The sequence below is a fragment of the Pseudomonas sp. PDM19 genome (assembly GCF_014852215.1).
Classification (GTDB): Bacteria; Pseudomonadota; Gammaproteobacteria; order Pseudomonadales; family Pseudomonadaceae; genus Pseudomonas.
The window spans coordinates 1,483,699-1,497,707 of record NZ_JACVBG010000002.1; the positions used below are offsets into that span (position 1 = coordinate 1,483,699).

12 protein-coding genes and 1 pseudogene are annotated in these 14,009 nt (G+C 63.8%); 1 reads left to right on the top strand and 12 read right to left on the bottom strand.

Annotated elements, in window-relative coordinates:
- Positions 1 to 41: 41 nt before the first annotated feature.
- The 10 genes from IB273_RS15320 to IB273_RS15365 form a co-directional block, all read right to left on the bottom strand.
- The gene (locus IB273_RS15320) at positions 42 to 2,522 is read right to left on the bottom strand and encodes a TonB-dependent siderophore receptor (RefSeq protein ID WP_192224427.1); all 2,481 of its coding nucleotides are present in this window, start codon (positions 2,520 to 2,522) and stop codon (positions 42 to 44) included.
- Positions 2,523 to 2,634: 112 nt separating this feature from the next.
- On the bottom strand, positions 2,635 to 3,591 hold the full coding sequence (locus tag IB273_RS15325) for a FecR domain-containing protein (protein WP_318652480.1): 957 nt from the start codon (positions 3,589 to 3,591) through the stop codon (positions 2,635 to 2,637).
- A complete protein-coding gene (locus IB273_RS15330; RefSeq protein WP_151187586.1) occupies positions 3,588 to 4,097 on the bottom strand; it encodes a sigma-70 family RNA polymerase sigma factor in 510 nt (169 codons plus the stop codon). Before IB273_RS15330 ends, IB273_RS15325 begins: the two co-directional genes overlap by 4 nt.
- A 209-nt stretch (positions 4,098 to 4,306) precedes the next feature.
- The gene (locus tag IB273_RS31760; protein ID WP_318652481.1) at positions 4,307 to 6,793 is read right to left on the bottom strand and encodes an autotransporter outer membrane beta-barrel domain-containing protein; all 2,487 of its coding nucleotides are present in this window, start codon (positions 6,791 to 6,793) and stop codon (positions 4,307 to 4,309) included.
- Between the two features lie 1,262 nt (positions 6,794 to 8,055).
- Positions 8,056 to 9,090 (bottom strand): beta-propeller fold lactonase family protein, encoded by a 1,035-nt coding sequence (locus IB273_RS15340; RefSeq protein WP_192224428.1) that lies wholly within the window; start codon positions 9,088 to 9,090, stop codon positions 8,056 to 8,058.
- A 322-nt stretch (positions 9,091 to 9,412) separates the two neighbouring features.
- Positions 9,413 to 9,667 (bottom strand): heavy-metal-associated domain-containing protein, encoded by a 255-nt coding sequence (locus IB273_RS15345; RefSeq protein WP_192224429.1) that lies wholly within the window; start codon positions 9,665 to 9,667, stop codon positions 9,413 to 9,415.
- Between the two features lie 122 nt (positions 9,668 to 9,789).
- Positions 9,790 to 10,128, bottom strand: a complete 339-nt coding sequence (locus IB273_RS15350; RefSeq protein ID WP_081518461.1) for an SH3-like domain-containing protein — start codon at positions 10,126 to 10,128, stop codon at positions 9,790 to 9,792.
- Positions 10,125 to 10,784, bottom strand: a complete 660-nt coding sequence (gene nthA / locus IB273_RS15355) for a nitrile hydratase subunit alpha (RefSeq protein ID WP_081518460.1) — start codon at positions 10,782 to 10,784, stop codon at positions 10,125 to 10,127. The genes IB273_RS15350 and nthA overlap by 4 nt, the downstream gene beginning before the upstream one ends.
- On the bottom strand, positions 10,781 to 11,134 hold the full coding sequence (locus IB273_RS15360; RefSeq protein WP_081518459.1) for an SH3-like domain-containing protein: 354 nt from the start codon (positions 11,132 to 11,134) through the stop codon (positions 10,781 to 10,783). The genes nthA and IB273_RS15360 overlap by 4 nt, the downstream gene beginning before the upstream one ends.
- 90 nt (positions 11,135 to 11,224) lie before the next feature.
- Positions 11,225 to 11,623, bottom strand: a complete 399-nt coding sequence (locus tag IB273_RS15365; protein ID WP_192224430.1) for a DUF302 domain-containing protein — start codon at positions 11,621 to 11,623, stop codon at positions 11,225 to 11,227.
- Between the two features lie 110 nt (positions 11,624 to 11,733).
- Here IB273_RS15365 and IB273_RS15370 point away from each other — a divergent pair.
- Positions 11,734 to 12,392 (top strand): annotated as a pseudogene (locus IB273_RS15370) (acyl-CoA dehydrogenase); the annotation flags it as partial.
- A gap of 136 nt (positions 12,393 to 12,528) precedes the next feature.
- On the opposite strand, the gene IB273_RS15375 reads toward IB273_RS15370, so the two are convergent.
- Together IB273_RS15375 and IB273_RS15380 are read right to left on the bottom strand one after the other, a co-directional pair.
- Complete coding sequence (locus IB273_RS15375; protein ID WP_081518456.1) at positions 12,529 to 13,125, bottom strand: NADPH-dependent FMN reductase; 597 nt, start codon at positions 13,123 to 13,125, stop codon at positions 12,529 to 12,531.
- Positions 13,122 to 13,976 carry a sterol desaturase family protein gene (locus tag IB273_RS15380; RefSeq protein ID WP_151187579.1) on the bottom strand — a complete coding sequence of 285 codons (855 nt, stop codon included), beginning with the start codon at positions 13,974 to 13,976 and terminating at the stop codon, positions 13,122 to 13,124. Before IB273_RS15380 ends, IB273_RS15375 begins: the two co-directional genes overlap by 4 nt.
- Positions 13,977 to 14,009 lie beyond the last annotated feature (33 nt).

Sequence of the window (14,009 nt, forward strand, 5' to 3'; positions counted from 1 at the left end):
TGACGTGCATCGTCAGGGGGGGCTGCCGCTGCGACATCCGCTCAGAAGTCCGCCTTCAGGGTGACGGTGTAGTTGCGCGGGTCACCGTACTGGTTGCTCGCGTTCAGCCAGCCGATGGAGGAGTAGTACTTCTTGTCGAAGAGGTTGTTGCCGTTCAGGGCGACGCTGAGGTTCTTGTTGATCTGGTAGCCGAGGCGGGCGTTCCAGATGGCGTAGCCGGATTGTTTGATATCGCCGACGCCACCGGTGCCGCCGAAGTTGGTGTTGTAGTTCTCGCTCTGGATGCTGGCGCCCGCGCCGGCGGTCCACTGGTTCAGTTCGCCCGGCAGCTTGTAGTCGGCCCAGAAGCGCAGCAGGTGGCGCGGCGTGTAGCTGTTGAAGGTGGAGCCGGAGGACGAGGTGCCGTCACCCGGATCGTTGAGGAACTTGGTCGAGGTGTAGGTGTAGCCGGCGAACAGCTGCAGGTCGCGCAGCACTTCGCCGCTGATCTCCGCGTCGAAGCCCTCGGCGCGAACCTTGCCGCCGGCCACGTAGCAGTTGTCTTCGCCGTTCTGCCCGCATTCCGAGGCGTAGTCGTACTGCGCACGGTTCTCCTGGTCCACGCGGAAGATCGCAAAGCTGGTGTTCACCCGCCCATCCATCAGCTCGCCTTTCAGGCCCAGCTCGTAGTTGGAGCCTTCGATGGGCTTGAGCGGAGCGCTGTCCTGGGTCAGCTCGGTCTGCGGCTTGAAGATGTCGGTGTAGCTGGCGTAGACCGACCACTGGTTGTTCAGCTCGTAGATCAGGCCGCCGTAGGGAGTGAACTCGCCGGTTTCCTTCGAATGCGCCGGGGCGGGGGAGGAGGTGGTGAAACGGGTGAGTTCGTAGTCGTACTGGTAGTTGCTGGTGCGCCCGCCCAGGACCAGGGTCAGTGGCTCGGCCAGCTTGTAGCGAACCACGCCGTAGAGGCCGTTCTGGCGGATGTGACCTTTGGAGGTGCCGGCGTAGGTGGTGCTGAGCATCTCTTCTTCGGTCGGCTCGCGCGGGGAGACCGGGTCGTAGATGTTGATCGGCCCCAGGTTGAGCAAACCGCCCTGCAGGTCGTCGGTCTTCAGGTCGCTGGCGTTGGCGCCGACCACCACCTGGTGCTCCAGGTCGAAGGCACGCCACTTGCCGGCGAGGTTGATGTCGGCGCCCTTGTTGATGTTCTCGAAGTCATAGAGATAGGCGCGCGACTGCATGCCGTCGCCGGTGGCCGGGTCGACCGCGCCACGGCCGAAGCTGTAGAGGATGTCGTTGGTTTCGCGGATGTAGCTGCCCGAGGCATTCAGGCGCCAGTCATTGTTGAAGTCATGGGTGACATCGGCGAAGTAGGTGGTCTGCTTGTTGTTCCATTTGTTCCAGTCCGCACCGGTAAAGGTGGAACGCCCCGCGTGCACCGCGCTGCCGTCCTTGTTGCGCGGCAGGCCGCCGAAGGACGGTGTCGAGTGCAGGTCTTCCACGCTGGCCCCGGCGGCCACTCGGGTATCGTCGGTCAGGTCGTACTCGAGAATGCCGTAGAGCACGTTCTTGCGGCTGTCCGCGGTGTCGTAGAAGTAGTCGCGATCCTCATGGCCTGCTACTACCCGACCGCGCAGCCTGCCGTCGGCGGTGAGCGGGGCGCTGCCATCGATTGTCTGCCGGTAGGTGTCCCAGGAGCCGGCGCTGGCGGTGAGCGAGAGCGACGGCTCGGCCTTCGGGCGCTTGCGCACGAGGTTGATCGCCGCGCCGGGGTTGCCGCTGCCCTGCAGCAGGCCGTTGGCGCCACGCAGGACTTCCACGCGGTCGTAGAGCAGCGTGTCCGAGGTGAAGCTGCTGCCGATGGCGTAGTAGCGGCGGTCGAGGGGGACGCCGTCGTACTGGATGGTTTCCACCTCGAAGCCGCGCGAGTAGATGTACTTGCCGCCGGACGGGCTCTGGTAGGTGGTGATGCCGGTGGTTTTCTCCAGCACCTGGTCCAGGGTGTCGAGGCGCTGGTCGTCCATCGCCTTGCGGGTGATGACGGTGACCGACTGCGGAATGTCCTTCAGGCGCTGGGTGGATTTGCCGATGGTGGCTTCGTTGGAGGTGTAGGAACCGGAGTCTTCCGTTGTCGGCCCCAGGCCCTGGCCGGTGATGATCGTGTCGCTCATCGCCAGCGCCGCCGGAACTTCCTCCAGCACATAGCTGCCGCCCTGGTCCACCGCCCGCAGCCCGGTGCCGGAAAGGAGGGCGGCGAACCCGGCCTCCCGCGAATAGCTGCCGTGCAGGCCGGCCGACTGCAGGTGCGCGGTCTTGCTGGCATCGAACGAGAGCGCGACCCCGGCTTCGCTGGCGAAGCGGCTGAGCACCTCGGTCAGCGACCCGGCGGCGATGTCGTACTGCCGGATGCTCTGCACTGCGCTGGACGCTGCGGACTCTGAGGACTCTGCGCCCTGAGCGACGGGTACGCCGACGACGGCAACGCTGAAGAGGGCAGCCTGCACGTGAATGGCAAGCCGGTGGCGAACGAACGGATACAGCATGGTCTCTCCCCGGTGGTGGTGACCAAGTGGGTCACTGATGCCGGAGTAGCCGAACCAGGGACGAAGAAAGTGCACGCTGATTGGAAAAATCTTTTTGCGCCTCCAGGCCGGCTCAGCCGCGCGGAACCACGGTCACCCAATACCCCGTGCGATACACCGCCGTGACAGGGAAGCTGCGCTCCAGGGCCCTGAGCGCGAGGTTGGTGTCATCCACCGGGAAGGCGCCGGAAATGCGCAGACCACTGATGCGCGGGTCGCACCTCAACCAGCCGTGGCGGTAGCGTCCCAGTTCCTCCAGCAACTCGCCCAGCGGGCGGTCGATGGCAATCAGGCTGCCTTGCGCCCAGGCACCCACCGAGGCGTCGTTGGCCTGCACAGGCTGGATGACGCCGGAGACGATCCGCGTGTGCTGGCCGGCTTCCAGGCGCAACGGCTTGTCCTGGCCGGGCACCGAGACTTCGACGGCTTTCTCCAGCACCGCCACCTCGGTTCCGTTGCCCCAGCTGCCCACGCTGAAACGAGTACCCAGCGCGCGCACGGTGGCGTCGGTGCTGCGTACGCGGAAGGGCCTGTCGAGTGCATCGGTTGCGGTGCTGATCAGCACCTCGCCGGCGCGCAGGACGATCAGACGCTGGTTCGCATCGAACAGCACATCCACGGCGCTGTCCGTGCCCAGTTGCATCCGGCTGCCGTCCGCCAGGGTGAAGTGGCGACGTTCGCCGACCGCGGTCCGGTAGCCGGCGGTGTAGCGTTGGCGTACGTCACTGCGCCAACCCAGGGTGGCCAGCCCGCCCAGCGAGGCGAGCACGACGAAGCTGCGCAGCACCTGGCGCCGGGACTGCCCGGCCGAGGCCAGCGTGGCAGCCGCCAGGCGACCCGGCACGCGGGCCATCTGCAGGTTCACCGATTCGATGCGTTGCCAGGCGCGCTGGTTGATCGGGTCGGCCGCCAGCCAGCGTTGCCAGGCCCGCTGATCGCCGTCTCCCGGCGTCGCGTTGGCCAGGCGTGCGTACCAGCGGGCCGCTTCGCTGATGGCTTCGCGTTCATTGGGTTGCAGGGAGTCGTTCACAGGACTCCCGCCATGGCCAGGCAGCAGTGCTCCATGGCCTTGGCCATGTACTTGTTCACCGTGCGCAGGGAGATACCCAGTCGCTCGGCGATCTGGTTGTAGGTCAGCCCTTCGAGCTGGGAAAGGATGAAGGCCTGCCGGACCTTCGGCCCCAGGCCATCGAGCATCCGGTCGATTTCCTGCAGCGCCTCGAGCAGCAGCGCCTGTTCCTCGAGGGACGGCTGCACCGCTTCGGGCAGCAGCGCCAGCGCCTCCAGATAGGCGCGCTCCAGCGAACGGCGGCGGTACAGGTCGATGACCAGGCCCCGGGCGATGGTCTGCAGGTAGTGCCGGGGCTCGCGGATCGCCTCGGCGCTCCGGGCCATCAGCACGCGAACGAAGGTGTCCTGCGCCAGGTCAGCGGCATCGGCGGCATCGTTGAGGCGCTTGCGCAGCCAGCCACGCAGCCAGCCATGATGGTCGCGGTAAAGCATCCCTACCGCCTGCAGCGACGAATCCCCCTGCATTGCAATCCCCTAAGAACAATTTGCAAACGACAATCGTTATCAAATATACGGGATGTGGGGTTGCTTGAAAACTGCAGGTTGGCGATGGTCCGTTTCTGCCCGATGGCTGGCCGGTGCGGAGGGCAGCTTCCGGCCAGGAGCGGACACCGAACAAGCTGAGTGGAGAGCCTTAGCCGTCAAACCTGCGCCTGACGGCCCGCTCAACGTCTCTAGAACAGATACTTGAATCCGACCGCCGCATCGTAGCCATGACTGTCACCATCGAAGGCCTCGCGGTAGCCGGCGGAGACGGTGAAGGTCACCTTCTCGCTGGCCTGATGGTCGACCCCCAGGTTGATCTCGCCCCAGGTGCCATCGATGTCCGCCTCGAACGGGATGTAGCCTGACTGCGACGAGAATTCGGTCTTCGGCTGGCCCTTGAATTCATGCCAGACGCTGGGACGAATCCAGCCTTGAGTGCGACGGCGAGTCTTGTCGCTGCCCTCTGTCTCCCAGTCTTTAGCTAGACGCACGCCCAGTCGGCCGATCAACGATTCCACATCGCGGAAGCGCACGTCGGCCCCCACGTCGTCGCTGTCGTCGAGGTCGACGTAGCTGTAGATCACCTGCGCCTGGGGCTCGACCCACAGGTTCTTGCTCGCCTCGTAGGGGTAGCCACCTTCCAGCGACCCGGTATAGCCCCAGCCCTTGGTCTTCAGCTTGGCCAGCTCGTTGGGGCGCGCCTCGATGTCGTATCGGCTGACCTGCAGAACACCGTCCAGGTACCAGCCTTCGCGGCCGAAGTGCGTCCAGTAGCCGCCCAGACTGTACGCCCGCAGCGTGTCATCGCCGGCATTGCTTCCGGTGTAGTGGCTGACGCCGGCGTCCATACTGCCGATGCCCAGCGAGAAACCGGCCTGATCGCGACTGCCGTCGGCCCGCTCTTTCCGGTACAGGTCGGCGCCGACCTGGAAGGCAGTCAGGTCGTAGTTGTACTCCGGGGTCTTGCCGACGGCGTCCTTGCGGTCACCGTCCTGCTTGCCGCTGCGATAGATGACGCGCCCCCAGCCCAGGGAGGGGCCCCAGGTGCTTTCATCCTGGGCCGGTGGCTGTTGCCAGCCTGTCGGTCGCTCCTCGCCCACGCGCTCGTGGAGGGTGTCGACCAGGGTTCGGTTATAGACCAGCGCCAGTGCGGGGAGCGCGCCGTAGAGCGGCACCTCGGGACGGAAATTCGGTTGCGGCGATGGCTCTGGGGTTGGATCCGGGGCAGGATCGGGGCCGGGATCCGGATCTGGACCAGGGTCTGGGTCTGGGTCTGGATCGGGGCTCGGATCTGGATCTGGATCTGGATCTGGATCCGGGTCGGGATCAGGCGCGATGGCGGTGGAGCGCAGGTACCAGGCCTCATCGTTGCTGCCGTCGATGCGCGAGCGGCGCAGCGTGTACTCGTAGGGGCCAGCGACAACGCGGCCAGCCAGGCGAAAGGCATCGAGGGAAGTCGTAGCGCCATTCAGGGTATCCACCACCAGGATACCGTTGCCGGTGGTCAGCGCGCCTTGTCCCACTACGCCGCCGGCATCCCGTGCGTTGCGGATCAGCACGGCGGTATTGCCAGTCGGCAGGGCGGTGGCACTACCGCCATCGATCACCAGTTTGTCTGAAGGCGAATCATCGCCGCCCAGGAACGTGTTGAGTGCAATCGTGCCATCGCCACTGTAGGTATTGACGGTCAGAGTCTTGAACACACCTCCCACCGGAGCGGAAAAGTCAATCAGGCTGGGATCGTTGACCAGGTTCGTCACGTTGGAGTCGCCGGTCATGCGCCACACGCTGTTGGCAGCCATGGACAGATTGGACGTACTGCCTGATTGCGTGAGAATGCGCCCCTCTATCTGCGTACCGCTCGCGTTGATGTCCGCCGTTGCAGCGGAGTCCGCGCCGATATTGATGGCAGCATTGCCGCCCGATACGAACGAGTTGCTCAGATCGATCGTGGCGGGACCGGTAGTCAGGTGAATACCATCAGCTAACGCAGAAGAAATCGTCGAGCCGGTCAGCTCAAAGACTTTCGCTGCTGCCCCTGTAGTGCCGGTCAAATGCAGGCCCTGGGCGTTGGCACCGGTTGTCCGCAACTCAGCGCCAGTGGTACTGAAACGCGTGGCATTGGGCGAGACACGTACCGCGTCGGCGGCTGCACCTTGTGTAGTGACGACTGTGTCAGTCGAGCCTTCAGGCCCCAGGTTGATCGTCCCCCATCCCTCCACATGAACACCGTATGAAGCCTGGCCCACGGTCTGTACCTGAGTTCCATTGATGTCCATGACCGCGCCCGATTGGTTGCGTACAGCCACTGACCGATCAGCTTGAGTCTGGATAACACCTCCCGTCATGGTCGCCGGTGCCGAACCGTTGATAAAAATCCCGAAGGTTCCAGGATCCACGACAGTAATCTCGGTATCCTTCAAATCCACCCGTCCCGCGCCAGTGGCGTAAACGCCATGACTGTGATCAGACCGAATACGCACACCGTCCGCGTCAAAGACGCCATTGCTGTTTACATAGACGCCAACGGCTCCCATGCCCTGCGCGTGCACGGAGGTGCCCGAGCCGGAGAATTTTCCACTTGATTGAATGAGAACGGCGTGAGCCTCGGAGCCTTGCGTCGTGATAGATCCGTCCGTGGCCTGGACCTCACTGCTACTTTCGAAAACCTGCACGCCATATGCCCTGAAACCCTGGTCGAGATGGCGGTATTACGCAAGTCGGCTTTGGCACCTCGCCAAACTTGGGCTCCTATAGAGGTGTCCCGCAGCGTTGTCAGGGTGGAGTCCCGCAAGACCGTCGTGGCCATCGCTCCGTAGGTGCGCAGCGCATCGGAGCCGACGTAGTCCGTGGTGACGTAGACTTCGGCTCCGTCGAACTGCGAGGGCACAGCCGTGCTGATAACGTTATAAATTCCCCGCACGCTGCCGCCGGTTGCATAGACATAGGTTCCGCCGGGATTCACAACGATGCTGCCGCCATTGAGGTACAACCCGTCAATCGCATTCCCACTGACGTTGATATGGATCGGCGTGCCGTCCCCGAGATGGGGGTCAAAAATTGCGGTACCGCCGAGAACCCGCACACCGCTCCCGCCCAGCTGGGGTGGGAAAGGAGGGAGGGGGCTTATAACTGTGCCGCCGACGAAAGTCTTTTCTTCGCCGGCGAGAACCTGGAATGGCGTTGTGTAAGTGTCTTCGGGAATCAACACCGCGCTCGCCGGTGAAGCATCGAGACATGCCAATATGGCCAGCGTTACGGAGGTCGGGCGGATCAGCTCGGAGATACCGGGCCGGTGCCTGCTGGGGGCTGTCTCGCCTCGGCGCAGACACGGAAGGGACAGCGGGACGTGCTGGCTGGGTAGGTCTTCCTTTACTGCGCTTGCCAGGCCTGGGGGTTTCATAAGCGCTCCATGCTGGGTCCAACGGCCAAAGGGCGGCGGAATGGAACGCAGAATCCAAGCAGCTCGGTATGAAAGCGCGACCATCCCTGTCAATGCGATTGACCGTAGTACGTATAGGGCCTTTGGGCAAACAACCCACGTGACCCGGCAGGACACTGCACAACCGTAAATCTCTTTCGGCGGGATCGGCTGCATGACGAACATTCCGTCTAGGTAGGCGGCCGATTGTCTTCACTGACAGCGATTGGCCGTCCGGTTTGAGTCGGTTGCTGTCACCAGCAGAAAGCAAGGCCCTTAGAAGATCTGAACGCGCTCCGGGTGATTCTGAGCCCCGGTTTCCCACAATTTTCGAGTGCTTCCTGAGTTGGTTGTTGTTTGTCGTCAGGCTGAAATGCCGTAATGGCAAGGCCTGCAGGCGATTGATACACCAACTTGGGCCTTGAATCCCCAACCGCCCCTCATCACCGCAAGAAACAAAGCGCCCGATGTTGTGCATCGGGCGCTGGCCAGTGACATAGGCAGATCGGCGTTGCGTTACGGCGTCATGTTGATGCCATTGGGGTTCTTCGACACCGCCACAGTCTTGACCACCTTGCCTTCCTTGATGTCTACCTTCGACACAGAGTCGGCGAAGGAGTTGGTGACGTAGGCATAACGTCCTTCACGGTCGATCACCACACCATGGGCACCAGCTCCGGTTTCCACGGTACTGGCGACCTTGAAGCTTTCCAGGTCGACCACGCTGACCGAGTTGCCGGGCTTTTCATGTGAGCCCTGGTTGGCGACCACCAGGGTGCGCGAGTCCGGGGTCACGAACAGCTGAATGGGCATGTTGCCGACGCTCACCTTGTGCGCCACCTTGCGTGTGGCGGTGTCGATCACGGCGACTGCGTTTTCACCGGCCAGGGAAACGGCAACCAGGCGACCGTCCGGGGTGAAGCCGACCTGTGCGGGCATCTTGCCGACAGGGATCTGCGCCACTTCTTTGCGGCTGGCGGTGTCGACGACCGATACGGTGCCGCCCTTCATGTCTGCGATATAGATCTCCTTGCCATCCGGACTGATGCGCAAGCCATGGGGGAACTTGCCGACCGGGATGGTCGCCAGCGGGCTGCGGGTCGCGGCATCGATCACGCTGATGGTGTTGTCGGCGCTGTTGCTGACGTAAGCCAGGCTGCCGTCGGGGGACACCACCACATGCGCGGGGTGCTTGCCCACTGGCACTTTGGCGACCACCGCCTCGGTGCCGGCATCGATGACCCAGACTGCACCGGGCTTGTCATGGTGCCCACCCTCGCTCTCCTGCTTCGCTCCGTCAGCGGCCATCTTGCCGGGCTCTCCCATGTTGGTCACCCAGACGAACTTGCCGTCGGGCGATACCTGCACGTTGTGCGGCTTCATGCCGACATGGATGCTGGACAGGGGTTTCAGGGAAGCGGCGTCGAGCACGTCGACCACCGCCGCGCCCTCGTTGGCGGTATAGACCTTGTCGGCGGCAAAGGCGCTGCCTGCAAAGGCCAGCAGGCCGATCTGCACGGCGGCCAGAAGCTTGTTCTTGATGCTTTGCATGTCGATCTCCTCGTTGAAAAAGCGTACTCGTCCGCGCCAGGCTCTCTAGCGAGCCAGCGTGGTCATCTGTCATGGGGCATCACCTGGCGGGCTCAGCCCGTCTGCTCATCCCAGCGCCATGGCGCGGCGATAGTCGTCGCGCAGCAGGGAGCTGCCGGCGATGAGCGAAAGTGATGGTTGGTCGAGGCATCCGACCCCTGTGCGGGGGCAGGGGCTGTGCATGGGGTCTGTGCGCGTTCATCCGAACGCTTTCTGTGTGGCTTATCCATGTCCACCTTCCGGGGAAGTCGGGCGCCGACGGCGAGTCGACGCCTTGTTGCAGTTACCGGCAGCAGCAGCCGCGCTTTTCCTTGGCTTCACCGGCGTTGGCGGTCACCGTCCCCACTGCTGCCGGGCTGTACCCGGCGGCGCGCACGGCGTCGAGAAACTGCATCGGGTCCTCGTCGGACTCGATCTGCAGCCGACGCGCCGACAGGTCGACCTTCACAGCGGCACTGGCGTCCACTGCCGCAATGACCTTGCGCAGAGTGGCTTCGCAGTGGCCGCAGGTCATGTCTTTGACTTCAATGCTGATCATCTCTCGCGACTCCTGTTGCTTGGTGGATGGAGCCACTTTCAACCTTGACATCATGTCAAGGTCAATGCGCATCAAATGCCTTTTCAACCTGCCGGACGAACGGTCGTGAAAGCCGCGGGACCTTAGCCCGCCTCCGTGGCGGCATGGCGCCGCTGTATTTCGTCCATCTTTCTCGCCAATTCCTCGGGAGTGAGAATCTGCTTCTCGAAGCAGAGGTTGGCGAACGCCACGATCCACCGCTCGTAGTAGCTCAGCGCCGAGATCATCTGCGCACCCAGTGCTTCGACGCCGCGGCGTTTTTCCTCGGTATTGATGATCTTGTGGAAGTCGAGGACATCCGCCAGGGCATGGCAGCGCTTTTCCCAGGGCTCCAGCACATGTTCGGTCCGGTCGATCGGGCCGGCCTCGTCGCCGCCGATATCGTTGGGAAGGCGGCGGACCAGTTGTTCACTCTGAGTCATGGGGCGCTCCTTGCGTCCGGGGCGGTGGCGGGAATGACACCGATCATCGAGTCACGGGTCACCAGAGCGGCCAGTTGTTCCTCGTTGTAACCGTCGGTTCCCTCGGGGCGTTTCGGCACCACCAGGAAGCGCACCATCGCCGTGGAGTCGCTGACGCGGATCTCCACATCATCGGGGATCTGTGTGCCGAACTCGGCCAGCACCGCACGCGGCTCGCTGACCGCACGCGCCCGGTAAGGCTTGAGCTTGTACCAGTCCGGCGGAAGCCCCAGGAGCGGTCTCGGGTAGCAGGAACAGAGCGTGCAGACGATAAGGTTGTGGACCTTCTCGGTGTTCTCCAGGGCTATCAGCTGCGTATCGTCATAGAAGCTGATGCCCAGCTCTTCACAGGCCGAACGACCGTTGGCAAGCAGGCGCGCCTTGAATGCCGGGTCGGTCCATGCCCGCGCAACGACTCTGGACCCCAGTGCGGGCGTCCGCGAATCCAGCACTTCGATCTGCCGGCGAATCTCGTCGGCGCCTATGAGCCCCTTGGCCACCAGCAATTCGCGGACGGCCGTCTCCATGATCTCGTAGTAGCCCGGCCCGCCGGACTCTGCAATTTCGTCGTGGGTATGGTCATGGTCATGATCGTGGTCGTGTCCCTTTTCGCTCATTGATCGACTCTCTCCAGCCAGGTTTCGAAGACCTCGATCCTCAGCCCATCCTGGGCCGAGCCCGCGTACTGCGGCCAGATCTCGGTCATGGGGAATGCCATACGGTAGTAGTGACGCTTTGCACCCGCGTTACGGCCAAAGCCTTCCTGCTCGTTGTCTACGGCAGACGGTTCGACAACGGCCTCGACCGTGCCCACCTTGCCGCGGATATAGATCGGTACTCGGTAATGCCCCACCGGCGAGCGAGTGGCGACGCGTACCCGCTCGCCCGGACGGAAAGCAGGCTGCTCTGCCAGAGCGAAGACGACATCGGGGGCGGGAGCAGAAACGTCCCACGGGCGAACAGTCATGGAATTGTCTCCTCGTTTGCAGTCATCGCGAACCTGTCGCAGGTACTCAGGCCGGACAAGAACTGCGCTGTCGGAACAGACCGGTCTGTGTCAGTCCAAGCCAGCCACGCCGCGCAACAGCGGCCCCACCACAGCCAGCGGTGCTGCGATTTCCGGCGGCAAACCGTACTCCGTAGCAAGGACGCTGGCGGCATCCTGGTAATCGATATGCGCCGCACCCTGCTCGTCTTCCCAGACCACCGCGCGCAGTGGCAGCTCCACCGCCGCATGGGCGTTGGCCTGCATGGCCGGAGTGCCGCCTTTGGGATTGCCGAACAGAATCAGTTGCGTCGGGCGCAGCGAGGTCCCGGCCTGCAGAGCAGCCGCTCTTTGATCGATATCCGCAAACACGGTCACCCCGTGCGAGTCCAGCGCCTCGTGGAGGCGCGCCAGCGTGGTGGCAAAATCGAAGCGACTGGTGAGTGTCTGTGTACGGGATGGATGCGCCATCTATAGGTCTCTGTGGTCACGGTTGGAAGGAGCCACGAAGACGATAGACCGTATCTGAAAGACTGCTCTATTAACCTTTGTCGGTATATGTCCGCCCACCCTGGAGAGGGCTGGGCGGACGCAAGCGAGTGGTCTTCGGCGGACAGAGAGCCGGGCTGATCCTGGTATTGGCACGCACCTAGGGCGAGCCGCTGGACGAGGCGGAGATCAGCCTGTTCCTGGTCGACCCCGACAGCCCCGGCGTGCGCCGCCGGGACTACCCGACGCTGGACGGGCGCATGCCCACCGCCGCCCTGCTGGGCGCGGAAGGCGGCGCGCTGGCCGCGCTGCGCTGCCAGCAGGGAAGGGCCATCGCCGCGCAGTGCGCCGAGGCGGTCGGCAGCAAGCGGCCTGTGCGCTGACCCTCGACTACCTGAAAACACGCCAGCAGTTCGGCAACGTCATCGGCAAGTTCCAGGCGCTGCAGCACCGCATGGTCGACCTGCGTATCGAACTGGACCAGGCCAGCTCCATGGCGCTGCTCGCCGCGTGCCTGGCCGATGAACCCGATAGCATCGAGCGCAGCCGTGCCCTGGCGGCGGCCAAGTACATCGTCAGCTGGGCAGCCCGCCTGATCGCCGACGAGAGTGTGCAGCTCCACGGCGGCATCGGCCTGACCTGGGAATACCAGCTCTCGCACCATGCCAAGCACCTGCTGATGGTGGCCCGCCAGCTGGGTGACGATGACCACCATCTGCAGGTCTTCAATGACCTGATGTCGCCTGCCTGATCTGCGCGGAACTCGTCGACCGGGCCGCCGAGCACCCGGTGCTGCGGCCTCTCCGAGCGTCTGATGCTGCTGGCTGATTTGCAGAGCTTTGCGACAGTCAGCTAGCGCACCAGCGCGGAGACTCTCTCCGTGGCCGCTACATCCCGTTGTGGAAGTCGCGGTGCTCGAGCTGGATGCGCTCCTTCAGGCCCTTCATGCTGTGGGCGTATTCGCTGAGCACGCGCAGGGCCCAGTCGGACCGGCGGCGGATGCGCAGGTCGTCTTCCCCGGCGGGTTCGACGGTGTTCAACACCTGGTCGACCTGGCGGATGACCAACTGCTCGGGCAGGTAGCAGATGCGCGAGTTCTTGTAGCTGGAGGCGCGCAGTTCGGAGAGCGGGTAGGAGCCGCCCAGGCCCGCCGACACGCCCACCAGCAGCGCCGGCTTGTGCGCCAGCTCGGCATAGCCGGCGTAGAGGAACAGGTTCTTCAGCGCCGGGCAGGCCATGCCGTGCCACTCGGGCGAGATCACCACCAGGGCGTCGGCACGCTGCAGTTGCCCGGTCTGCTCTACCCAGGCGTGGTCCTCGATCGGCGCCGGCCAGAGTGGCAGCGGGGTGCGGCCGAGGTCGACGACGCTGGCGCTGCTGCAGATTTCCAGCGCCTGCAGGCGCTCGGCCAGATAGCGGGCGACCTTGGCGGACTGGCTCGATTGCTGGCTGGAGCCGGCGATCAGGGTGACGTTCAGGTTCATCGGGCGATCTCCGTTGCATCCTGGGACTGTGTCTGTGGTTGTGCATCACGCACCAGCGGCCAGAACACTTCCTGCTGCCAGCTCACCGGATGCATGTCCTCGATGCCATAGGCCGGAGGGCGGCGGCGGGTGATCTTCGCGGTGCCGAACAGCACGTCCCAGAAGAACAGCAGGTTGCCGAAGTTGCCCTTGTAGTTCGTCACGCCGTCCTCGGCGTTCAGGCCGTGGTGCGCGGAGTGGGTGGCAGGCGTCGAGATGGTCCGCTCCAGCAGCCACATCAGCGGGCGCAGTACGCGGATGTTGTAGAGCTTGTCGTCCCAGGCGACGCTGCTGTGTGCGCCGAAGATCACCAGCATCTTCACGATCAGGTAGCCGTAGTAGAAGTTGGCCAGCCCCAGGTAGACCAGTGCGCTGGTCAGCCAGATGCCCGGCATCAGCAGGTAGTAGAAGCTGTTGTTGCGATAGACGATGCGGATGCTCATGTACGGCGCCGAATGGTGGGCGCGGTGCAGGGCATAGAGGAAGGGAACGCGGTGGGTCAGGCGGTGCCACCAGTACTGCGTCATGTCGTCGAGCACCAGGAACAGGCCGAGGGCGGCGTACCACGGCAGGTCGGCCAGGCGACCCTGCAATTGCGGGGCGAAGTGGCCCAGCAGGTGGTTGGTGGTGAACAGGATCAGCGGGAAGGTGACCAGCAGCAGGATGCCCGAGCCGAAGATTTCCACCAGGGCGTCGCGGCGCCGGGAAGCGGGCTGGCGGAAACACGCGCAGGCCATTTCCAGCAGTATGAAGGCAATGAAGATCGCGACCACCACGGGGGTCGGATTATTGGCGAGCAGTTCAGAGTTCATGGCACTCTCTTCTTGTTGGCTTCTTGTTGGCTT

What these genes read in the sequence shown, in the direction of transcription:
- IB273_RS15320 (WP_192224427.1), bottom strand. Translation starts at nt 2,522, where the DNA reads ATGCTGTATCCGTTCGTTCGCCACCGGCTTGCCATTCACGTGCAGGCT.
- IB273_RS15330 (WP_151187586.1), bottom strand. Translation starts at nt 4,097, where the DNA reads ATGCAGGGGGATTCGTCGCTGCAGGCGGTAGGGATGCTTTACCGCGAC.
- IB273_RS15340 (WP_192224428.1), bottom strand. Translation starts at nt 9,090, where the DNA reads ATGCAAAGCATCAAGAACAAGCTTCTGGCCGCCGTGCAGATCGGCCTG.
- IB273_RS15345 (WP_192224429.1), bottom strand. Translation starts at nt 9,667, where the DNA reads ATGATCAGCATTGAAGTCAAAGACATGACCTGCGGCCACTGCGAAGCC.
- IB273_RS15350 (WP_081518461.1), bottom strand. Translation starts at nt 10,128, where the DNA reads ATGACTCAGAGTGAACAACTGGTCCGCCGCCTTCCCAACGATATCGGC.
- nthA (WP_081518460.1), bottom strand. Translation starts at nt 10,784, where the DNA reads ATGAGCGAAAAGGGACACGACCACGATCATGACCATGACCATACCCAC.
- IB273_RS15360 (WP_081518459.1), bottom strand. Translation starts at nt 11,134, where the DNA reads ATGACTGTTCGCCCGTGGGACGTTTCTGCTCCCGCCCCCGATGTCGTC.
- IB273_RS15365 (WP_192224430.1), bottom strand. Translation starts at nt 11,623, where the DNA reads ATGGCGCATCCATCCCGTACACAGACACTCACCAGTCGCTTCGATTTT.
- IB273_RS15375 (WP_081518456.1), bottom strand. Translation starts at nt 13,125, where the DNA reads ATGAACCTGAACGTCACCCTGATCGCCGGCTCCAGCCAGCAATCGAGC.
- IB273_RS15380 (WP_151187579.1), bottom strand. Translation starts at nt 13,976, where the DNA reads ATGAACTCTGAACTGCTCGCCAATAATCCGACCCCCGTGGTGGTCGCG.